This is a genomic window from Rhodococcus oryzae (assembly GCF_005049235.1).
Taxonomy (GTDB): Bacteria; Actinomycetota; Actinomycetes; order Mycobacteriales; family Mycobacteriaceae; genus Rhodococcus_G; species Rhodococcus_G oryzae.
In genome coordinates this window covers 155,602-176,570 of the sequence record NZ_SUMD01000006.1, presented here as the reverse complement: position 1 = coordinate 176,570, position 20,969 = coordinate 155,602, and the positions used below count along the sequence as shown (strand labels likewise).

Here is a 20,969-nt window from a genome sequence, read left to right as displayed (position 1 = left end):
CCCGCGCGGTCAAGCACCTGGCCGGTACGGTCGGGATACCGTCACCCCCGACCACACGAGCGATCGGATCGACATGAGCCCTGCAACCATCGAACCGAGTTCCGTCGACACACCCGCCGATGTCCGGGTGGTGCGCGCGTTCCTGGCCGCCCTGGCCAGGGCCGATGTCGACACCGCGGCTGCATACCTGCACCCCGAGATCGCCTGGCACAACGTCTCGCTGCCGATCCTGCGCGGCTACCCCCTGGTGACCCGGGTGCTGCGGCAGCTCGCCCGCCCCGGCCTGCGGTTCGACGTGATCGTGCATCACGCGGCGGGCGAGAACGGCGTGGTCCTCACCGAGCGCACCGACCTGCTCGGCGCGGGACCGATCAACGCCGAGTTCTGGGTGTGCGGCACGTTCGAGCTGCGCGACGGCAAGATCGTGGTGTGGCGGGACTACTTCAGCGTCCGCGATGTCATCCGCGGCATCGCGGTCGGCGTCGCCAGGGCCCTGACCGGCAGGCGCGGCGGACGCGACACGGGCTACCTCAGCGAGGCCGCCGCGCTGGACGCGTGAGAAGCGAACGCCTGCTGAGCGAACGGACGAGCTGCGTCCCGTCAGCCGTAGAACGACGCCGGGTCCACCTCGGACAGGGCGATCCAGTCCAACTGCTCCAGCGAGCCGGGGCCCGCTGAGCCGAACACGACCGAGTCGTCGGACCGTAGCCGGACGGCCAGCGCCGGTTCCTCGTCGATCAGCTGGACGAGGGCGTACACGGTCGCCAGGTGGTGCAGGCACGGCGTCCGGCGGCTCGTACAGGCACACGTCGACCCGCACTCCGCCGGTGTCGCCGCCACCGCGATGCCCGCGCCCTGCAGCTCCGCCACCAGTGCATCCGGGAGATCACCGGATGCACCGGCGTCGCCGTGCCCGGCCGCGCCGAGCATTTCGCGCACCCGTGCCAGTGCGGCATCGTCCCAGCGCGGCACCTCGATGGTGACCGCGTGGGACTTCTGCCTCGCCGCCACCTCCGCGCACACCCGGCCCGCCGACATGCCCGTCACACTCACCGCGCCGCCCTTGGCGAGGCTCCGGGCCTGGGGCAGCTGCGCATTCGGCGCCGAGGCTGCCATCGACTCGATCGTGCGGAGCCAGGCCCGCCCCCACGCCGTCGCCCCGAACTCCGCCGCCGTCATCGAGCACCCACCGTGTCGAGGTCGAGCAGCGAGCGCAGCTCGCCGTCGGCCAGCTCGGCAAGCGCGACCTCCGAGTTCCCCGAAATCGATTCCGCCAGAGCACGCTTCGATTCGTGCATCGAGGCGATGTGGTCCTCGATGGTGCCGCCGGTGACGAGGGTGTACACGTTCACGGTTCGGCGTTGGCCGATCCGATGCGCCCGGTCCGTGGCCTGGTCCTCGACCGCAGGATTCCACCATCGGTCGTAGTGCAGGACATGGCTGGCTCGGGTCAGGTTCAGTCCGAATCCCGCCGCGCGCAGACTCAGAACGAGGACCGGTGCCGCATCCGGGCCGTCCTGGAATTCCTCGACCATCCGATCGCGCGATCGCGCGCTCAGACCACCGTGCAGGAAGGGGATCTCGCCGACCCCGAGCTCGGCGGTCAGGTGCGTCGACAGCAACTCCCCCATCGTGCGGTACTGGGTGAACACCAGGGCCCGGTCGCCGTCTTCGACTATCTCCGAGAGCATCTCGGTGGTCCGATCGAACTTGCCCGACCTGCCGCGCAGCGTGCCGCCGTCGCCGAGGAGCTGTTCGGGATGGTTGCAGACCTGCTTGAGGGTGGTCAGCAAAGCGAGCACGTTGCCGCGCCGGGCGATTCCGCTACCGAGCCCCGCGTCGAACGCGCGCTCCACCGCCTGGCGGTACAGCCGGGTCTGCTCCTCGGACAGCGTGCACGCGACCGTCGAGTACTGCTTGTCCGGCAGCTCGGTGGCCACCTCGGCCTTGGTGCGCCGCAGCACGTGTGGCGCGATGAGGGCGCCGAGCCGGGCCGCGGCCGTCGCCGATCGTCGGGACTCGATCGGAACGACGAACCGCTGACGGAAGCGCGCCCTGGTGCCCAGCAGAGCCGGATTGGCCGCGCGGAAGATCGACCACAGCTCGTCGAGCCGGTTCTCGACCGGGGTACCTGTCATGGCGACCCGAATCCGCGCGGACAGCCGTGCCGCCGCCTTGGCCGCGAGGGAATCGGGATTCTTGATCTGCTGGGCCTCGTCGAATATGACTACGTCCCAGGCCGCTTCGCACAGTCGGTCGACGTCCGAGCGGAGCAGTCCGTAGCTGGTCAGGACCACGGTCCCGGGATCCACCGTCGCAGGCAGCGCCCTGCCCGCGCCGTGATGGACGATCACCGGAACGTCGGGGGCGAACCGTGCGAGCTCGCGACGCCAGTTCCCGACCACCGAGGTCGGGCACACCACGAGGTGGGGACCCAGCTCGTTTCGGGTGGCGAGCACGCAGATGGCCTGCAATGTCTTGCCGAGCCCCATCTCGTCGGCGAGGATGCCGCCGCCCACCTCCTCGAGAGCCAAGAGCCAGGCGACACCCTGGACCTGGTACGGCCGCAGCGTGGCGCGAATGTGCGCCGTCGCCAGGTCCTCGGTGGTCCGCGCCGCCGAGATGAAACTGCTCAGCAGGGCGGTCGCGGTGTGGATCGCCGACTCGTCCCCGTTCAACAGGGCGTGGGCCGCGGCGGGCATCTGCGCGGCGAGCTCGTCGCTCGCCGCCCGGTCCCCGCTCGCGAGATGCGCGGCCGCGCACCACGACCGGACGGATCCCCCGGCGCCGCCGTCCGGGTCCATCGCCCGCAACGCGGGCAGCACGTCCACCAGATCGATCAGTCGCGCATCGACCGTGCGGGCCGCGACGGCGCCGCCGACGGGAACCGCGAACCGGCAGCTCGCCGCCCGCCCCTGCGGCAGACCGAACCGAGCCAGTTCGGCGGCAATATCGTCTGTGCCCCACCACGCCATCGCCCCGAGAACCGGGATGAAGGTCGCCTGCAGCAGGCCAGGGCGAACCCAGTCCGAATACGCGTCGATCACTTCGCTCTCACCGTGCACGCCCGCCGATGGTACGGACGCCCCGGCGGTACGCGCCATTGACAGGTGCCTCGAAAAGCCCTGGTGAGGTGTGTTCATCCCGACATTGACGGGTGTCGATCCGGCGTGTCTGTCGCCCCATAGAATTCACCGGATCGACTTACCGATCCGGTACCGAAGGGACCCATGATGGAAAAGCTCCGCAACTACGGCCTGCTCATCAAGTACGTCGCCACCACCCAGTGGCGCAAGCTCCGCGGCACGGACAAGACGGCCCAGACGCCTGCCCAGGACCAGGCTCCGCAGCAGTAGCAGAATGGGGAGGCCCGAGAGACCGGGCCTCCCCACCCCGCATGTCAGGCGGTCGGGCCGAACTCCTCGAGCATCTCGGTCACCAGGGCCGCGATCGGCGACCGCTCGCTGCGGGTGAGCGTGATGTGGGCGAAGAGCGGGTGCCCCTTGAGCTTCTCGATCACCGCGGCGACGCCGTCGTGCCTGCCGACCCTCAGGTTGTCGCGCTGGGCGACGTCATGGGTGAGCACCACCCGCGACCCGGTGCCCAGCCGGGACAACACCGTGAGCAGCACATTGCGCTCGAGGGACTGGGCCTCGTCCACGATCACGAACGAGTCGTGCAGCGACCGGCCGCGAATGTGGGTGAGCGGCAACACTTCCAGCATCCCGCGGTTGATCACCTCGTCCATCACCTCGGGGCTCGCCAGGCCGTCGAGGGTGTCGAACACCGCCTGCGCCCACGGCCCCATCTTCTCGCTCTCGCTGCCGGGGAGGTAGCCGAGCTCCTGTCCGCCGACCGCGTACAGCGGCCGGAACACGACCACCTTCCGATGGGTGCGACGCTCGAGCACCGCCTCCAGCCCGGCGGTCAGGGCGAGTGCCGACTTGCCGGTACCGGCCTTGCCGCCGAGCGAGATGATGCCGATGCTCTCGTCGAGCAACAGGTCGAGGGCGATCCGCTGTTCGGCCGAGCGGCCGTGCAGGCCGAAGGCCTCCCGTTCGCCGCGCACCAGCTGCACCCGCTTGTCCGGGGTCACCCGGCCCAGCGCGCTGGAGCTGCCACCCATCAGCCGGATTCCGGTGTGACAGGGCAGTTCTCGTGCCTCATCGAGGTCGACGACCCCCTCGGAGAACATCTCGTCGATCCGGGAAGAGGCGACGTCGAGTTCGGCCATCCCCGTCCATCCCGACGGCACCACATCGTGCGCGTGGTACTCGTCGGCGGGCAGACCCACCGCGCCCGCCTTGACCCGCAGGGGGATGTCCTTGCTGACCAGGACCACTTCCTTGCCCTCGGCGGCGAGGTTGAGAGCGCAGGCCAGAATCCTGGAATCGTTTGAGTCGGTGCGGAATCCGATCGGGAGGACCGAGGGGTCCGTGTGATTGAGCTCCACCTGGAGCGTGCCGTCGTCGGAGCCGATCGGAACCGGCTGATCCAGCCGTCCGTGCTCGATCCGCAGGTCGTCGAGCATCCGAAGCGCCTCGCGGGCAAACCATCCCAGCTCGTGGTGGTGGCGTTTGCCCTCCAGCTCCCCGATGACCACGAGGGGCAGCACCACCTCGTGCTCCGCGAAACGCGTGACGGCCCACGGATCCGAGAGCAGAACCGAGGTGTCGAGTACGTAGGTGCGAACTGACCGTTCGGGAGACTTCGTGGATGCGGACCTCGGGGAGTTCCCGGCATGTCCGGAATGGGCAGATACGGAGCGAGTTGCGGTCACGTGAGGCTCCTACGTCTGCGCGGCACCCGCGCAAACTTCAGTTCGCTGGGCCGGTCCGTCCCTGGTGCGTCAATCCGCACGAGGGCCGGGCGCCGGCCCCCTCGCACTGAATATTTCAGCCACGATCAGAACCTCCCGGACAGGCAACTCGTCCGCTGCCTGTTACCGGGGACGCTACTGCGATCGGCGCCCTGCTGCACTCGCAACACGCAGGGCGCCGATGAACGCGTCGTTAACTCCAGCTCAGGGGCTAGACCGTCTTGGAGAGCAGGCCCCAGTCCTCGAGGCCCTCGTACAGCGGCAGGTCGAGGGCAAGCTTCGAGACCCGGGCGCGCAGCGCGGCGAAATCGGTGTCCGAGCCCTGCGCCAGCGCGGTCGCGATGATGTCCGCGACCTCGGTGAACTCCGCGTCGCCGAACCCGCGGGTCGCCAGCGCGGCGGTGCCGATGCGCAGGCCGGAGGTGACCATCGGCGGACGCGGGTCGAAGGGCACCGCGTTGCGGTTGACGGTGATGCCGACCTCGTGCAGCAGATCCTCGCCCTGCTGGCCGTCCAGCGCCGAGTTGCGCAGGTCCACCAGGACCAGGTGCACGTCGGTGCCGCCGGTGAGCACGGAGATGCCCTTGTCCGCGACGTCGGCGCCGGTGAGGCGCTCGGCCAGGATCCGGGCGCCGGACAGGGTGCGGGCCTGACGGTCCTTGAACTCCTCGGTGCCCGCGATCTTGAGCGAGACGGCCTTCGCGGCGATGGCGTGCATGAGCGGCCCGCCCTGCTGGCCGGGGAACACCGCGGAGTTGATCTTCTTGGCCCACTCCTGCTTGGCCAGGATCAGGCCGGAGCGGGGGCCGCCGAGGGTCTTGTGCACGGTGGTGGACACGACGTCCGCGTAGGGAACGGGCGACGGGTGCAGGCCCGCGGCGACGAGCCCGGCGAAGTGCGCCATGTCGACCCACAGGTAGGCGCCGACCTCGTCCGCGATGGACCGGAACGCGGCGAAGTCCTGCTGCCGCGGGTACGCGGACCAGCCGGCGACGATCACCTTCGGCTTCTCGGCGACCGCGATCTTGCGGACCTCGTCCATGTCGATACGGTGGTCTTCCTTGCTGACCCCGTAGGACGCGACGTCGTAGAGCTTGCCGGAGAAGTTGAGCTTCATCCCGTGCGTCAGGTGGCCGCCGTGCGCCAGGTCGAGGCCGAGCAGCTTCTCGCCCGGGTTCATCAGCGCCATCAGCACCGCGGCGTTCGCCTGCGCGCCGGAGTGCGGCTGGACGTTCGCGAACTCGGCACCGAAGAGCTCCTTGGCGCGGTTGCGCGCCAGGTCCTCGATCACGTCGACGTGCTCGCAGCCGCCGTAGTAGCGACGGCCCGGGTAGCCCTCGGCGTACTTGTTGGTCAGCACGCTGCCCTGGGCCTGGAGCACCGCGCGCGGCACGAAGTTCTCGGACGCGATCATCTCGAGGGTGTCGCGCTGACGGGCCAGCTCGCCGTTCATCGCGGCCGCGACCTCGGGATCGAGTTCGGCGAGCGAGGCATTGTTGACGTCGGTGCTGGGCACAGCGGTCATCGAGGAATCTCCAAGCGGGAGCTACGGCAGGGGCACGCTCAGTCTAGGCAATGGCTGTCAGCGCAGAGCAGACGGGATCAGCGGCTCGTCCAGCAACCGCCGGAACAACTCGGATCGGCCGGCCGCGTCGGCGCCGCGGTCGAGCCAGCTCCCGAGCAGCCGGTAGCCCTCGACGTAGGTGCTGATGTAGGCGCGCCACAGCGGGTCGGACAGGAACCGCAGCGTCTGCCTGGCCCGCTCCGGCGTGGACAGAGTCCACCGCTGCAGGAACGCCGCGACGTCGTCCTGGCTGCGGCCGCGGTCGTGCAGCAGCAGGGCCGCGTCCTGCCGGACCCCGAGCAGCGAGGCCGACGCGTTCGCCAGTCGCTCCGCGCGTTCGCCGTCGAAGCGCAGCCCCAGGTCCGCGTAGATTTCCTGGGCCCACGGCCCCCAGCCTGCGCCCATGGGAGTTCCGCCGGCTCCACTCCACCCCACGATCGAGCCGAGCGCGTGGTCCGCCAGACCCTCCGCCATCAGGCACTGCGGCGTGTTGACCAGGAACAGGGTCTGCTCGGCCTGCCCCGCCCCGACCAGTCCAGCCTCCTTGCGGCAGTGCTCGGTGTGGTGGCCGGGATACGACTCGTGGGCGATCAAGTGCGGCAGGTTCGCCATGTGCTGCTTGAGGTCGGAGTTGATCGCCACCTTCGACCGGTAGTCACCGAGGTAGTAGTTGAACCCGGACCAGGGCTTGTCCCCGACCACCTCGTACTCGACCCGCTCGGTCTCGGGCAGCGCGTACTCCGCCCGCACCCGGTCGCGCAGCGCGCTGGAGAAGGCCTCGACGCACTCCGGCAGCCTTTCCGGCGGGATCTCGTCGGCGGCGCGGTGCGCCTGCAGCCGCTCGGCGAGCGGGCGTGCGGTGTCGCCCGCCAGCACCTCGTCCATCGCCCGGTGCGCCGCCCGGTACTCGTCCTCGGAGCCCGGCTCGATGCGCACGTCGAAGTAGGCCTGCACCTCGTCGACGAAGCCGATCTGCTCGCCTGCGAACTTCCGCGCGGAGCACTCGAGCGCGCGCAGGTGCACGTCGAGGAACGCGGCCCGTTCGGCCGGCAACCCGGAACCGGCCACCTCGTCACGCAATTCGGCGGCGCGGCGCGCGAGCAGGCGCGGATCGGGCGGCGGCGCATTCTCCACCTGCCTGCGCAGCGCCTGGTCGCCGGTGAAGGCGTCGACGAAGCCCTCCTCCAGCCGGTCGAAACCGAGTCCGAGCAGCAGGTATTCGCGGACGAGTGCGACGGGGTCCATGGTCGTCCACCCTAACCATCGGCGAGTTGTCCGACCCGCCGCCGCCGCGCACAGTGGTGTCGAGCACAATCCGACTATGCAGAGCGAGATCCAGGTGCGCGCATGGCACGAGTGAGCGAGAGCAGCCCCTACGTCGAGTTCGACCGCAAGCAATGGCGAACCCTGCGTAAGTCGACACCGCTCGTGCTCACCGAGGAAGAACTCCTCGGCCTGCGCGGACTCGGCGAGCAGATCGACCTCGACGAGGTCGCCGAGGTCTACCTGCCGCTCTCCCGACTCATCCACCTCCAGGTGGCCGCGCGGCAGCGCCTGTTCGCCGCCACCGCGACGTTCCTCGGCGAGAAGCACCCGGATCGGCAGGTGCCCTTCGTGATCGGCGTGGCGGGCAGTGTCGCGGTGGGCAAGTCCACCACCGCCCGCGTGCTGCAGGCCCTGCTCGCGCGCTGGGATCACCACCCGCGCGTCGATCTGGTCACCACCGACGGCTTCCTGTACTCGACGGCCGAGCTGACGCGCCGGGGCCTCATGCACCGCAAGGGTTTTCCCGAGAGTTATGACCGCCGCAAGCTGCTGCGTTTCGTCACCGAGGTCAAGTCCGGCGCGGAAGAGGTCGCGGCGCCGGTGTACTCACACGTCTCGTACGACGTCCTGCCCGGCCAATACCACCTGGTGCGCCAGCCCGACATCCTGATCATCGAGGGCCTCAACGTCCTGCAGACCGGACCGCGGCTGATGGTCTCGGACCTGTTCGACTTCTCCATCTACGTCGACGCGCGGATCGAGGACATCGAGCGTTGGTACATCAAGCGATTCCTGGCGCTGCGCAAGACGTCGTTCGCGGACCCGACGTCGCACTTCCACCACTACTCCGGGCTGTCCGACGAGCACGCCACGCTGGCCGCGGACGACATCTGGAACTCGATCAACCGGCCGAACCTGGTCGAGAACATCCTGCCGACCCGCCCGCGCGCCACGCTGGTGCTACGCAAGGACGCCGACCACTCCATCAACCGGCTGCGGCTCCGCAAGCTGTAGGGCGGCTACGCCGCCCGTGCGTGGTTGACGAGTCCTGAGACTCGTCAACCACGCACAGGTGCGAAGCGCCTATGCGCCGAATCGGCGGTGCCGGGCCGCGTAGTCACGCAGCGCGCGCAGGAAGTCGACGTGCCGGAACTCCGGCCAGTACGCCTCGGTGAACCAGATCTCGGAGTACGCGCTCTGCCACAGCAGGAAGCCTGACAGTCGCTGCTCCCCCGAGGTGCGGATCACCAGATCCGGATCAGGCTGCCCCGAGGTGTAGAGGTGGCCGTCGATGCCCTTCACGGACATCGCCCGGACCAGCGCGTCCCCGGACAGCCCCTCGTCGAGCTTCTCGCGCAGCAGCGACTGCACGGCGTCGGCGATCTCCTGCCGACCGCCGTAGCCGACGGCGACGTTGACGTGCGTGCCCGTGCGACCCGCGGTGCGCTCGGCGGCCTCCCGCAAACGCCGCGCCTGCTCCTCCGGGAGCAGGTCGAGGGTGCCGACTATCTTGACGCTCCAGTTCTGCCCGGGACCCGAGATCTCCTCCACCACATCGGTGATGATCTCGAGGAGGGTGTCGAGCTCCTCCGGTTCGCGCCGCAGGTTCTCGGTGGAGAGCAGGTAGATGGTGGCCATCTCGATGCCGGCCTGATCGCACCAGCCGAGCATCTCGGCGATCTTCAGCGCACCCATCCGGTGACCGTGGCTGACGTCGGTGAAGCCGTTCTCCCTGGCCCATCGACGGTTGCCATCGCACATCACCGCGACGTGTCGCGGGTGCTGGAGCCCCTCGAGCTGACGGCGCAGGCGTCGCTCGTAGATGCTGTACAGCAGGTTCGGGACCTTCACCTGGACATCACCACGAGAGCCCACATTACGCGGCCCGGGTGCGGCCCCGACGGCCGCCGCTGTAATCGTCGTCTCACCCCGTTTCCGGCAGTTCCGGTGGCCGCTACAGTGGCCACCGACACCCGAACCTACGCAACCGTAGGTTCACGACCGTCCGGGAGCAGCAATGTCCGAACTCGACCTCGCAGCGCCGCCGGTGAAGCCGCGGATGCGGGGCTGGATCCACCTGTGGGCATTCGTGGTCGCGGTGATCGCGTGCGCCGTGCTCGTCGCCGTCGCCGCCCAGGAATCCGGGAGGGCCGCCGTCGCGACCGCGATCTACTCCGTGACCGTGTGCGGGGTGTTCGGCGTGAGTGCCACGTACCACCGGGTGCACTGGGCGACCGCACGCGGCCGGATCTGGATGAAGCGCGCCGACCACTCGATGATCTTCCTGTTCATCGCCGGCAGCTACACGCCGTTTGCGCTGCTCGCGCTGCCGCCCGCGACCGGCCGGACGTTGCTGGCCGTGGTGTGGGCAGGCGCACTTGCCGGGGTGGCGCTGAAGATGCTGTGGCCCACCGCGCCGCGCTGGGTCGGCGTCCCGCTCTACCTGATCCTCGGATGGGCGATCGTGCCGGTCGCGGGACAGCTCGTCGACGAGGTCGGCTGGCTGCCGCTGATCCTGCTCGCGGTCGGCGGGGTGCTCTACAGCGTCGGCGCCATCCTCTACGCCACGAAGTGGCCGAACCCCTGGCCCGACACCTTCGGCCACCACGAGTTCTTCCACGCCGGCACCGTGATCGCGGCACTGTGCCACTACATCGCGGTATGGCTCGTCGTCCTCGGCTGAGCACGCCCGACGGCGCCCCCGGGCCGGATCGGGCACCGGCCGATTTTGGCGCATTGTGGCCCCAGGACGGCGCGATGTGCTTAGCCTGGGACACGAACCGCGGCGGGCCCTGCACCGGTCCGCCGCTCCGCGCGCACGGGAGGGAGAGCGGTGAGGGCGTCGGGGGCCGGGGTCACGCAGTTGGCGCCGCAGGATGCCGAGTTCGTGTACAGCGAGTCGTCACGTCACCGCTCGAACATCGTCGTCGTGTACCTGTTCGACACGTCCGCCGAGGCAGCGCCACTGACCGAACCCGAGGCAATCGCCTGGATGCGGGAGCGCCTCGGCCACGCCGGGATGTTCACGCGCCGGCTTCGACGGGTGCCGCTCGACCTCGACCTGCCGTACTGGGCGCCCGACCCCCGGATGAACCTGCGCGACCACGTCCACGTGTCGCCGGTCGAGGCCCCGGGCTGGGATCCCTTGCGGCGACAGATCTCCCGTATCGCAGACGCCCCGATCGACCTGGCGCGCCCCCCGTGGGAGTTGCACTTCGTCACCGGCGTCACCACGCGGGAACGGAGCCTGCGCTGCGACCGGACGGCTCCAGGGGACCCCGACCGCATGACGGCGGCCGTGCTGAAGTTTCATCACAGCGCCGGTGACGGGATCGCCACACGCGACCTCGGGCGACGACTGTTCGGGCCGGACACCGCGCACCCACCCGTCCCCATCCGGCCGCGCGACTGGTCGACCACGACCGCGGTGGCGCGCGCGATCGCCTCACTCCCGGTGCAGTGCTGGCGCTTTCGCCGCGGACTCGCGGCGGCCGGGGCCGCCGACGAGCGCGTCCGGGCGGAGGTGGCCGACGGGACCATCGTCGAACCCACGCGGTCGCGCCCGTCCTGCCGCTTCAACCGACCGATCTCAGCCGGGCTGACCTTCGATCTGGTGATCCTTCCCGGCGACCAGATCAGGGCGGCACAGGCGGCGGCCGACGGCGCGACGGTCAACGACGTGATGCTGGCGACGATCTCGGGCGCGCTCCGCACCTACCTGTCCGAGCACGACGAGTCACCGGACAGTTCGCTGGCCGCCATGGTCCCGATGTCCTTGCGCGGCACCGGAAAGGGGGTCGCGGACGGCCCCGAGGGCCCCCGCGCGACCCACCTCGCGTTGATGGCGGTGGATCTGCACACCGACATCGGCGACCCGCTCGACCGGCTGCGGGCGATCGGCGCCGCCGTGCGCATGGAGAAGCAGCGCAGCCGCAACGAACACGTGCGACGCGCGGCGCGGCGGATCGAGTCCTCGCCGGCACTCTTGCTGCGGCTCGCCGGCCGAGCCAAGGCCCTCATGAACCACTCCGGCCCCACCGTCGAGCGCTACAACACCATGATCAGCAACGTCCCGTGGGCAGGGGACGACCTGCTGCTGCGCTCGGCTCCGCTGGTCCGGACGTTCGGCATCCTCGAGATCCTCGACGGCTCGGGCCTTCGGCACCTGATCGTGTCCTCCCGCGGCGACGAGGTCGCGGTGTCCTTCAGCACGGACGCCGCGATGATGCCCGACACGGACCGTTACCGGGACCTCCTGCGCGACTCGCTCCGCGACCTCGCGGAGCGAGCCCGCAAGGTCTGCATCTGAACCGTCGCGACCCGACCGTTACCAAAGGTCACAAAACTTTGCGATTTCACAACACAACCATTAACTCGTTGTTACCGTTTTGACGTCACGAACCAACCGGTCGTGACGATCCGAACGGTGCATGAGCCCGCGGAATCACTGGCGAGATCACGCACCGCATCCGAGGTATGACTTGAGGAGGCACACGTGGGGTCTTTGGGAGACATCATCGGGGCGATCATCCCCGGGCTGGGGTCGATGATGGCCGCTGACGGGTTGTTCGAGGTCTTCATGGGATCGATGGAGGGCAGCGTAGGGACGCCGCCCGCCTAGGACACGGGGCGGTCTCCGCGACCGCGCGAATTCGTTGTAACACCAACTGCGACACCACTTTCGACCACGCGAGGGCGGATGTGACGACCCTCGTCCTACCTTGAGGAGAGAAATGGGATCGATCGGTGAAGTGCTCGGACCCATCGTGACGAGCATGAACGACAACGGCCAAAAGGTGATCAACGCGCTGATCGCGCTCAGCGGCGGCACGCCGGGAGCCGGTAAGTAGCCTCGTTCGACATCGAGTGTGACCTCGGGCCCGCGCGGGTTCTCCCCACGCGGGCCCGAGCCGGGCACGACCCCCGCCGCCTTCCCTGCGTGATCAGGAGGAGCCAGATGGACAGCCACAGCGACCAGATGCCCGCGCGGCGCCGACGCGGAGTTGCCACGACCCTGATCCTCGGGGTGTGCACGGCGATCGCCGTCACCACTGCGCCGACCGCCGCCGCCCAGCCCACCGGGGCCGCGATCGTCAGCGAGCAACAGGGCCCCGACCGGCGCATCGACATCGAGGTCTATTCGCCCTCGATGGATCGGAACATCCCGCTTCAGGTGCTGCGTCCGATGGACTCGGACCGCCCGGCGCCGACGCTGTACCTGCTCAACGGGGCGGGCGGCGGCGAGGACGGTGCGTCCTGGCAGGGGCAGACCGACGTCGCCCAGTTCTTCGCGGACAAGCACGTCACCGTGGTGACCCCGATGGAGGGCGCGTTCAGCTACTACACCGACTGGCGTAACACGGATCCCGGTCTGGCGAAGACCAACGACAACAACGGCAGGAACATGTGGACCACGTTCCTGACGCGGGAGCTCCCGCCGGTGATCGATTCCGCCTTCGCCACCACCGGCGAGAACTCGCTGGCGGGCCTGTCCATGACGGGCACCGCCGTGCTCGACCTCGCCATCCAGGCTCCGACGCTCTATCGCAGCGTCGCCTCCTACAGCGGCTGCGCGATGTCAAGCGAGATGCCGGGGCGCCAGTTCGTGACGATGGTGGTCGGGGCGGGCAGCGGGAAGGCGGAGAACATGTGGGGCCCGCCAGGCGATCCCGAGTGGACCGCCCGCGACCCCTATGTGAACGCGGCCAGGCTGCCGCGCATCCCCATCTATGTCTCCAACGGCAGCGGGTTGCCCGGCCCGCACGACACGCTGGGCAACCCGAGACTGAAGGGCTACTGGCTCACCCTGGGCAGTCAGATCGTGGTCGGCGGCGTGATCGAGTCCGCCACCAACTACTGCACCCACAGGCTCGCCGACCGCACGCGCGAACTCGGCATGGACAACGTGGTCTTCGACTTCCGGCCCGCCGGAACCCATTCGTGGGGCTACTGGCAGGACGACCTGCACGCGTCGTGGCCGATGATCGCCCGTTCGCTCGGGATCTGAGGCGGCATGCGAGGCGCATCGACAATGTTCGCGGCGATCGCGGCGGCGGTCCTGGGCGCGCCGGGGGCCGCGGCGCAGACCGTGGTCCCGGACTACGTCCCGGTGGCCGCGGACGCCACGCCCGCCGTCACCAGCGCCACCGAGCTGAGCGGCGGGGTGATGTTGCTGCAGGTCGCCTCCCCCGCGATGCGACGCGAGGTGCCGGTGAAGGTGCTCCCCGCCGCCGACCGCAGCCGACCCCACGGCGTCTATTACCTGCTCGACGGCAACTCCGGACAGGTCGACGACAACAACTGGCTCGACCCCGCCCGGGGCGATGCGGCGGCGTTCTTCGCCGGCAAGGACGTCAACGTTGTTTTCCCGATCGGCGGCACCGGCAGCATGTACACCGACTGGGTGCAGGACCACCCGAAATTCGGTCGTACCCAATGGGAGTCGTTCCTTTCCCGGGAACTGCCGCCGCTGATCGACGCCCGGTTCGGCACCAACGGCCGCAACGCGATCGGCGGGATCTCGATGGGTGCCACCGCGGCGATGATGCTCGCCGAGCGGGCGCCCGAGGTCTACGACGGCGCCGTCGGATACAGCGGCTGCTATCTCACCGAGGGACCGGCAGGCAAGGCACTGACCGATCTCGTGGTCATCAACGGCAACGGGACCTCCGACCAGATGTGGGGGCCACCGGGCAGCGAGGCGTGGCGCTCGCACGACGTGTTTCTCGGAGCCCCGCGGCTGGCAGGCAAACCCGTGTACCTGTCCTCCGGCTCCGGTCTGCCTGGACCGCACGAGAACCCGAACGCCCCCGGCTTCGCACAGTCGCTCGTGGTCGGCGGCGTGATGGAATTCGCCGTCTCGCTCTGCACCGATCAACTCGCTCAGACCTTGCGCGGGGCCGGCGCCCACGTCACAAGGGGTGCCGCCCCGGTGGGGCTGCACGCATGGCCCTACTGGCGGGACGAACTCGGCAGGTCGTGGCCCACGATTCGCGCGGCGACCGGCGGCTGACCGAGCCGAGGCCACCGTCAGCAGCGTCGGCTACGGCGCGGGGACCGCCAGTAGTCCACGCAACTCCTCGGCGCCGGTCACCGGCCGGTCGCAGACGAACACTCGACACACGTAGGCGGCCGGTTCGCCGTCGACCAGCGGGCGGTCGACGAGCAGCGGCGACGTGTCCGGCGCACCGCCGATCACCACCGCGCCACCCGGCGCCTCGCGGCGGGCCGCGTCCAGCAGGTCGGCGCCCGCGCCGGTCATCGACACCGCGACCTGTATCGGTCCGCGCACCGAGGCCTCGGCCACGGCCAGCCAGTGCCCCGCGGACCTGGCCGCCCGCGCGAGCAACAGCGCCCCGCGGTCCAGGGTGTCGGCGGCCGCGGCCGCGTACCGGGCGGAACGCTCGGGACCGGCCAGCGCCGCGGCGGCCAGCAACGCCTCCGCCATCGTGGACGCCCCCGACGGAGTCGCCCCGTCGAAGGGGTCGCGCGGCCGGGTGATCAGGGCCTCGGCGTCGTCGGCGGTGTCGAACCAGCTGCCCGGCTCCTCGGGATCGGCAAAGTGTGCGATCGCCAGGTCGATGAGTTCCTCTGCGCGGGTGAGCCATTCGAGGTCGCCGGTCGCCTGGTGCAGGGCGAGCAGCCCGACCGCAAGCGCGCCGTGATCATCGAGCACCGCTGCCGCGTCGCCGACCACACCGCCGAGCGAGGCCCGGCGCAGTCGACCGTCGACCAGGTGCTCGTCGAGGAGCGTCCGGGCGCAGTGCGCCGCGGCCTCCACCCAGTCGGGGCGGCCGAGCCCGGCGCCCGCCTCGGCAAGGGCCGTGACCACGAGACCGTTCCAGGCGGTGACGACCTTGTCGTCACGCCCCGGCTGCGGGCGACCCGACCGCGCCTCGAACAGCCTCGACCGCACCGAGTCCCAGCGCGCGGGGTCCTCGGGATCCGCGGGCAGCTGCAGCACCGAGGTGCCCGCCTCGAAGGTGCCCGCGGAGCTCACGGCGAGCAGCCCCGCGGCCCACACACCGTCCTCGAAGCCCAGGACAGAGAGCAGCTCGTCCGGGGTCCACGCGTAGGTCAGGCCCTCGATGCCGTCGGTGTCGGCGTCCAGCGCCGAGGCGTAACAGCCGGACTCGGTGCGCAGGTCCCGCAGCAGGAACTCGACCGTCTCCTCGGCCACCCGGATCGCCAGCGCAGACCCCGTCCGCCGCCCCAGGTGGGCGTACGCCCGCAACAGCTGGGCGTTGTCGTAGAGCATCTTCTCGAAATGCGGGACCACCCAGTCGGCATCCACCGAGTAGCGCGCGAACCCGCCGCCCAGCTGGTCGTAGATCCCGCCGCGCGCCATCGCCTCCGCGGTACGTTCCACCGCGGCAAGCACTTTCGCGTCCCCGCTGCGCTCGTAACCGCGCAGCAGCCCCTCCATCAGCGCGGACGGCGGGAACTTGGGTGCCGCCCCGAAACCGCCCCTGTCCTGGTCCTCGTCGCGCAGTGCGGCGACGATCGCGGCGTCCAGCAGGTTCGCGTCGAGGACCACCTGTCCCCCCGGAACCCCTGCGGCATTGGCGGTCAGCTGTGCCGTGATCGCCGCGGACGCCTCCTCCACCTCCCCGCGCCTGCCCCGCCAGGTGTCCGCGATGGCCTCGAGCAGCTGGGTGAAGGACGGCATCCCGCCGCGCGGCACCGTCGGGTAGTAGGTGCCGCAGTAGAACGGCTCGGCCGAGGGGGTCAGGAAGCAGGTCATCGGCCAGCCGCCCTGGCCGGTCATCGCGACGGTCGCGTTCATGTAGACCGCATCGAGATCCGGCCGCTCCTCGCGGTCCACCTTGATGCAGACGAAGTTCTCGTTCATCAGCGCCGCGGTCGCCTCGTCCTCGAAGGACTCGTGGGCCATCACGTGACACCAATGGCAGGCGGAGTAGCCGACGGAGAGCAGGATCGGCACGTCTCGCTCGCGCGCCCACTCCAGCGCCTCCGGGCCCCACTGCTGCCAGTGCACGGGGTTGTCGGCGTGCTGACGCAGGTAGGGGCTCGTCGCCCCACCGAGAGTGTTTCGGGCCAGGGCCGACATGGCGCGCTGCCTAGCTCGCCGAGCCGGTCGGCGGTTCGGCGTTCTTCTCGTCGGTGGGCGTCTCGCCGGCCGCGCCCCGATCGGTGCCCTCGTCCGCGGCCTGGTCGAGCTCAGGATGCTCCGGCTCGAAGGTGTCGGGCAGCTTGCGGAGCTGCTTGTTCATCGAGCGGACCAGCAGCACCGTGCCGACGAGCAGGGCGACGATGATGACGAAGCCGATCGGTGATGCCTTGCCGAACTCCGGGCCGACCGGGTTGCTGGGGGTCTGTGCCAGCCAGCCGGCCGCACTTGCCAAGATCACTTCTTCTCCTCAGGGTGGCCGTAGCCGACGTGGTCGATGCCTGCGAACAGGTCGGACTCCGGGATCGCGGTGCGCACCCTCGTCTTCGCGAGCTCGAACTCCTCGGTCGGCCAGATCTTCTGCTGAATGTCCAGCGGCACCGCGAAGAACGACCCGTTGGGGTCGATCTGGGTGGCGTGCGCACGCAGGGCGTCGTCGCGCTGCGGGAAGTAGTCACCGCAGACGATCTGGGTGGTCACCCGCGCCATCAGGTCGCCCTGCTCGGTCCGCCACTTCTTGAGCCACTCCGCCATCGGGAACTCCTCGCCGCGGCGGTCGTACTCGTCCTGGAACAGCAGCAGGCGCTTACGGATGAAGCCGTGCGAGTAGTAGAGCTTCAGCGGCTCCCACGGCTCCCCCACCCCCGGAAAACGCTCGGGGTCGCCCGCGGCCTCGAACGCGGCCACCGACACCTCGTGGCAGCGGATGTGATCGGGGTGCGGGTATCCGCCGTTCTCGTCGTAGGTGGTGATGACGTGCGGACGGAACTCGCGGATCACCTTGACCAGCGCCTCGGTGGACTCCTCCAGCGGCACCAACGCGAAGCAGCCGTCGGGCAGCGGCGGCAGTGGGTCGCCCTCGGGCAGCCCGGAGTCGACGAAGCCGAGCCAGAGCTGCTGGACGCCGAGGATGCGGGCGGCCTCGGCCATCTCCTCCTTGCGCACCTCGCTGATCCGGTCGCGTACGCCGGGCACATCCATCGCGGGGTTGAGGATGTCGCCGCGCTCGCCGCCGGTCAGCGTCACCACCAGAACCTCGTTGCCCTCGGCCGAGTACCTGGCCGTGGTGGCGGCACCCTTGCTCGACTCGTCGTCGGGATGGGCGTGCACGGCCATGAGACGCAATCCGCTCACAGTGCTCCTTCACCTCAGCTTCGCCTGTAGCGACGTGGTGGTCCGACGCCGACGTCCGCCGACAACGCACCGTTGTCCTTCCCCTATAGTTCCACCCGGTACTTCCGACGTCAGCCGTGGCCCCGCCCCAGCAGCGTGCGAGGTACGCCGACCGGGCCGTCGCAGGCCCGGTGCCGCTGTACGAGAGCTGAGCGATATGACCGAGACGCCTCCCGCCGACCGTTACCCGACGCCAACGCGCGATCTGCGCGGATCCCGGGTGGTGGCGATCATCCTGAGCATCGGCGTGGTGCTCCTTGGGCTCGCTCTGGCCTTCTTCGCGTACAACAAGTTCGCCGGCGACGACGTCGAGGGCCAGTCGATCGCGTACAACCTGGTGGACGAGTCGACGATCAGCATCCGGTTCACGGTGACCCGCGAGGACCCGTCCGAGCCCGCCGTCTGCATCGTCCGGGCCCGATCGAGGGACGGCTCCGAGACCGGTCGCCGCGAGGTGTACCTGGGACCGTCGGACAGCGGCACCGTCGACGTGACCACGCTGATCAGAACGTCTCAGCGCCCCGCCATCGCCGACATCTACGGCTGCGGGACGACCGTGCCGGAGTACCTGACCACCGGCTGATCCGGCCGGGCCGCCCCGGGCCCGCACCAGCGCGATTTTCATGGAGAAATCCCTGCTCGTGCTAGAATCCTCGGGTACACGGTTCCGGCTCTGGAACCGTGTATTGCTGCATTTGCGTATAGATGCATAGCGGCAGGGTGCACCGCTCACATGACTGAGCGAACCGGGGGGATCCAACCACCGGGGGTAGGCGCGCTCTCGTCGCCGAAGGCCACTGGAGTTCAGTGGCCCGCCCAGGGGACCCGGATGGGTTCCGACTACGAGGAGTGATCGAGCATGACCGAGACCCAGGTGACCTGGCTTACCCAGGAGTCACACGACCGGCTCAAGAGCGAACTCGACCAGCTCATTGCCAACCGCCCGGTCATCGCGGCCGAGATCAACGAGCGACGCGAGGAAGGCGACCTCAAGGAGAACGGCGGCTACCACGCGGCACGCGAGGAGCAGGGCCAGCAGGAGGCCCGCATCCGCCAGCTCCAGGAGCTGCTCAACAGCGCGAAGGTCGGCGAGGCGCCGACCCAGTCCGGTGTGGCACTGCCCGGTTCCGTGGTCAAGGTCTACTACGACGGCGACAAGTCCGACACCGAGACCTTCCTGATCGCCACCCGCGAAGAGGGTGCCCGCGACAACAAGCTCGAGGTCTACTCCCCCAACTCCCCGCTGGGCAGCGCCCTGCTCGAGGCGAAGGTCGGCGAGACCCGCAAATACACGCTCCCCAACGGCAACACCATGCAGGTGACGCTCGTCAGCGCGGAGCCGTACCACAGCTGATCCGCGGTATCACCCGCACAGACGAACCCCGGTCCGAGCAACTCGGACCGGGGTTCGTTCGTCTGTGGCGGAGCCGCGTCACACCATCCGGCGGACCTTCATCCCGTCGAACACCGGCCCGACCCGGACCACGTCGCCGGTCTGCGGGGCGTGCACCATCTGCCCGTTACCGATGTAGATCGCGACGTGCCCCGGCCCACCCGACTGCCAGTTACCGAACAGCAGGTCGCCCGGCCTGGCCTCGGCCAGCGGGATCTCCTCGCCGACGTTCCACTGGGTCTCCGAGGTCCGCGGCAGCTTCAGGAGGTCGCCGGTCGCGGAGTACACCGCGTAGGACGTCAGCCCGGAGCAGTCGAAGCCGCCCCCGGAGGGTCCGTTGATGTTGCCGCCGCCCCAGACGTAGGGCAGGCCCAGGTACCGCAGCGCGGCCTCGACGATCTTGCCGCCGATCCCGTCGCCGAAGTTGCCACCGACGAACGGGGTGAGGATCCCCGCGAATCGGGCCTCGCTGGCCCGGATCTTCTTCACGTACGGCTTGGTCTGGTTCTCGTAGTCGGGCAGCCCGGACGGCATCCCGCCGGACCGCCGCACGGCCCCGACCCCCGCGTTGTATCCGGCGATGGCCAGATCAAGGGTGTCGCCCTTGACCAGGCCCTGCTTCTGCCATCCCTCGATCTCGGTGTACATGTCGCAGAGCAGGTGCCCCGAGGCCATCACCGAGTCCGCGACGCCGAGGATGTCCGCCTTGCCGTCGCCGTCGGCATCCTTGCCGTACTTGGCCCAGGTGCCCGGCATGAACTGACCCGGACCGCGCGCTCCGTCCCTGGACACCGGCGCCGTCGGGCCGTACCGGAAACCGTTCTCCGCCGAATAGAGCGCGGCGAGGACCGGCGGCTTGATGCCCTCGCAGATCTCGCCCGCCTTCTTCAGCCACGGCACGAAGACCGCGATCGCGCCGATCGGGGCCATCACCATCTCGGGGAGGTCGGTCAACGCGTCGGGCAGCATCCGGCTGGGGTCGCCGCCGATCGGGGTCGCCTGCAGCGCCGGCGGCGCCGTGTAGCGGGGCGCCTCCGGCACCGGTGGCGCGACCACCGCGGGCGGCGGCACGGCCGGCGCCCCCGGGGCGGCCTGCGGGGCGGGTGGGAGGTACGGCTGGATTGAATCCTCCACTGCGGCAGCAGCATCCGCGACGGCCTGCTGTGCCTGACCCTGCATCTGCTCGGGCAACATCCCGATGACGTCGTTGATCTGCTGCGACGCCGCGGGTGCCGACGCCTCGAAAGACTGAATCGCTTGTGCTGCTTGATCCTTCACCGGTAATGGGATGTCGGCCCCTTGAACGAGGCCGCCGAGGGCAGTGGCAACTGCCACGATCACCGCCGTTGGATCAACCGGCATTCGCAACTCCAAACTTCGAGCGGGCTATCAGGTGCAACGCTAGGTCCCCCGACCCGGCCGCGGGGCGATTTCGATCACATCGATCGAACCGTGTTTCCCGAACCCACACGACGCCTGTATCGCGGCGTGCCGGTCCGGCGTTAGCCGCCGCCGACTGTGCATCTGCCGGCGGATCGGCCCACTTCGGGCGGGGAAAACTGCGCACTCACGGAGCGTATGCCCGCACGCCGCGACATTTCAGGCCAAGAACCAGAATTTCAGC

The 20,969-nt window shown here is 69.6% G+C and carries 20 protein-coding genes; 10 read left to right on the top strand and 10 right to left on the bottom strand.

The window, feature by feature from the left end:
• The first annotated feature begins 73 nt into the window (after positions 1 to 73).
• Positions 74 to 559 carry a limonene-1,2-epoxide hydrolase family protein gene (locus tag FCG67_RS14440; protein WP_136910442.1) on the top strand — a complete coding sequence of 162 codons (486 nt, stop codon included), beginning with the start codon at positions 74 to 76 and terminating at the stop codon, positions 557 to 559.
• Positions 560 to 600: 41 nt separating this feature from the next.
• Here FCG67_RS14440 and FCG67_RS14435 read toward each other — a convergent pair whose 3' ends face one another.
• Both FCG67_RS14435 and FCG67_RS14430 read right to left on the bottom strand, forming a co-directional pair.
• Positions 601 to 1,179, bottom strand: coding sequence for a hypothetical protein (locus FCG67_RS14435; RefSeq protein ID WP_136910441.1), 579 nt, complete (start codon positions 1,177 to 1,179; stop codon positions 601 to 603).
• The gene (locus tag FCG67_RS14430; RefSeq protein WP_246045075.1) at positions 1,176 to 3,065 is read right to left on the bottom strand and encodes a DEAD/DEAH box helicase; all 1,890 of its coding nucleotides are present in this window, start codon (positions 3,063 to 3,065) and stop codon (positions 1,176 to 1,178) included. Before FCG67_RS14430 ends, FCG67_RS14435 begins: the two co-directional genes overlap by 4 nt.
• 168 nt (positions 3,066 to 3,233) lie before the next feature.
• Here FCG67_RS14430 and FCG67_RS25575 point away from each other — a divergent pair, with 168 nt between their 5' ends.
• On the top strand, positions 3,234 to 3,356 hold the full coding sequence (locus FCG67_RS25575; protein WP_269589428.1) for a hypothetical protein: 123 nt from the start codon (positions 3,234 to 3,236) through the stop codon (positions 3,354 to 3,356).
• Between the two features lie 44 nt (positions 3,357 to 3,400).
• On the opposite strand, the gene phoH2 is transcribed toward FCG67_RS25575, so the two are convergent.
• From phoH2 to FCG67_RS14415, 3 genes are all read right to left on the bottom strand, one after another.
• Positions 3,401 to 4,780 (bottom strand): RNA 5'-3' helicase PhoH2, encoded by a 1,380-nt coding sequence (gene phoH2, locus FCG67_RS14425; protein WP_136910440.1) that lies wholly within the window; start codon positions 4,778 to 4,780, stop codon positions 3,401 to 3,403.
• A gap of 250 nt (positions 4,781 to 5,030) precedes the next feature.
• Positions 5,031 to 6,344 carry a serine hydroxymethyltransferase gene (gene glyA / locus FCG67_RS14420; RefSeq protein ID WP_097212358.1) on the bottom strand — a complete coding sequence of 438 codons (1,314 nt, stop codon included), beginning with the start codon at positions 6,342 to 6,344 and terminating at the stop codon, positions 5,031 to 5,033.
• 57 nt (positions 6,345 to 6,401) lie between these two features.
• Positions 6,402 to 7,628, bottom strand: a complete 1,227-nt coding sequence (locus tag FCG67_RS14415) for a DUF885 domain-containing protein (RefSeq protein WP_136910439.1) — start codon at positions 7,626 to 7,628, stop codon at positions 6,402 to 6,404.
• Positions 7,629 to 7,730: 102 nt separating this feature from the next.
• Here FCG67_RS14415 and coaA point away from each other — a divergent pair, with 102 nt between their 5' ends.
• Positions 7,731 to 8,663 (top strand): type I pantothenate kinase, encoded by a 933-nt coding sequence (gene coaA / locus FCG67_RS14410; RefSeq protein WP_072749537.1) that lies wholly within the window; start codon positions 7,731 to 7,733, stop codon positions 8,661 to 8,663.
• A gap of 69 nt (positions 8,664 to 8,732) precedes the next feature.
• On the opposite strand, the gene FCG67_RS14405 is transcribed toward coaA, so the two are convergent.
• Positions 8,733 to 9,500 (bottom strand): isoprenyl transferase, encoded by a 768-nt coding sequence (locus FCG67_RS14405; RefSeq protein ID WP_136910438.1) that lies wholly within the window; start codon positions 9,498 to 9,500, stop codon positions 8,733 to 8,735.
• A gap of 166 nt (positions 9,501 to 9,666) precedes the next feature.
• Here FCG67_RS14405 and trhA point away from each other — a divergent pair, with 166 nt between their 5' ends.
• The 5 genes from trhA to FCG67_RS14385 all read left to right on the top strand — a co-directional run bounded on the left by trhA (position 9,667) and on the right by FCG67_RS14385 (position 14,661).
• A complete protein-coding gene (gene trhA / locus FCG67_RS14400; RefSeq protein ID WP_136910437.1) occupies positions 9,667 to 10,332 on the top strand; it encodes a PAQR family membrane homeostasis protein TrhA in 666 nt (221 codons plus the stop codon).
• A 150-nt stretch (positions 10,333 to 10,482) separates the two neighbouring features.
• On the top strand, positions 10,483 to 11,958 hold the full coding sequence (locus FCG67_RS14395; RefSeq protein ID WP_136910436.1) for a wax ester/triacylglycerol synthase domain-containing protein: 1,476 nt from the start codon (positions 10,483 to 10,485) through the stop codon (positions 11,956 to 11,958).
• Between the two features lie 186 nt (positions 11,959 to 12,144).
• Entirely contained in the window at positions 12,145 to 12,270 is a 126-nt protein-coding gene (locus tag FCG67_RS25570) for a hypothetical protein (protein WP_281282338.1), read from the top strand.
• 336 nt (positions 12,271 to 12,606) lie between these two features.
• Positions 12,607 to 13,656: an alpha/beta hydrolase gene (locus FCG67_RS14390; RefSeq protein WP_246045074.1), complete on the top strand. Its 1,050-nt coding sequence runs from the start codon at positions 12,607 to 12,609 to the stop codon at positions 13,654 to 13,656.
• A 24-nt stretch (positions 13,657 to 13,680) separates the two neighbouring features.
• Complete coding sequence (locus tag FCG67_RS14385; protein ID WP_246045073.1) at positions 13,681 to 14,661, top strand: alpha/beta hydrolase; 981 nt, start codon at positions 13,681 to 13,683, stop codon at positions 14,659 to 14,661.
• A 30-nt stretch (positions 14,662 to 14,691) separates the two neighbouring features.
• On the opposite strand, the gene FCG67_RS14380 is transcribed toward FCG67_RS14385, so the two are convergent.
• The 3 genes from FCG67_RS14380 to mca are packed head-to-tail and all read right to left on the bottom strand — an operon-like array spanning position 14,692 to position 17,913.
• Positions 14,692 to 16,719, bottom strand: a complete 2,028-nt coding sequence (locus FCG67_RS14380) for a thioredoxin domain-containing protein (protein WP_136910434.1) — start codon at positions 16,717 to 16,719, stop codon at positions 14,692 to 14,694.
• 10 nt (positions 16,720 to 16,729) lie between these two features.
• Positions 16,730 to 17,020 carry a hypothetical protein gene (locus FCG67_RS14375; RefSeq protein WP_136910433.1) on the bottom strand — a complete coding sequence of 97 codons (291 nt, stop codon included), beginning with the start codon at positions 17,018 to 17,020 and terminating at the stop codon, positions 16,730 to 16,732.
• Complete coding sequence (mca, locus tag FCG67_RS14370; RefSeq protein ID WP_136910432.1) at positions 17,017 to 17,913, bottom strand: mycothiol conjugate amidase Mca; 897 nt, start codon at positions 17,911 to 17,913, stop codon at positions 17,017 to 17,019. The genes FCG67_RS14375 and mca overlap by 4 nt, the downstream gene beginning before the upstream one ends.
• Before the next feature lie 196 nt (positions 17,914 to 18,109).
• On the opposite strand from mca, the gene FCG67_RS14365 reads away from it, so the two are divergent.
• Both FCG67_RS14365 and greA read left to right on the top strand, forming a co-directional pair.
• Positions 18,110 to 18,535: a DUF4307 domain-containing protein gene (locus tag FCG67_RS14365; RefSeq protein ID WP_077042556.1), complete on the top strand. Its 426-nt coding sequence runs from the start codon at positions 18,110 to 18,112 to the stop codon at positions 18,533 to 18,535.
• A 276-nt stretch (positions 18,536 to 18,811) separates the two neighbouring features.
• On the top strand, positions 18,812 to 19,306 hold the full coding sequence (gene greA / locus FCG67_RS14360; RefSeq protein ID WP_077042557.1) for a transcription elongation factor GreA: 495 nt from the start codon (positions 18,812 to 18,814) through the stop codon (positions 19,304 to 19,306).
• 78 nt (positions 19,307 to 19,384) lie between these two features.
• Here the strand turns inward: greA and FCG67_RS14355 are convergent, their stop codons facing one another.
• Positions 19,385 to 20,707, bottom strand: coding sequence for a C40 family peptidase (locus tag FCG67_RS14355; protein ID WP_136910431.1), 1,323 nt, complete (start codon positions 20,705 to 20,707; stop codon positions 19,385 to 19,387).
• Positions 20,708 to 20,969 lie beyond the last annotated feature (262 nt).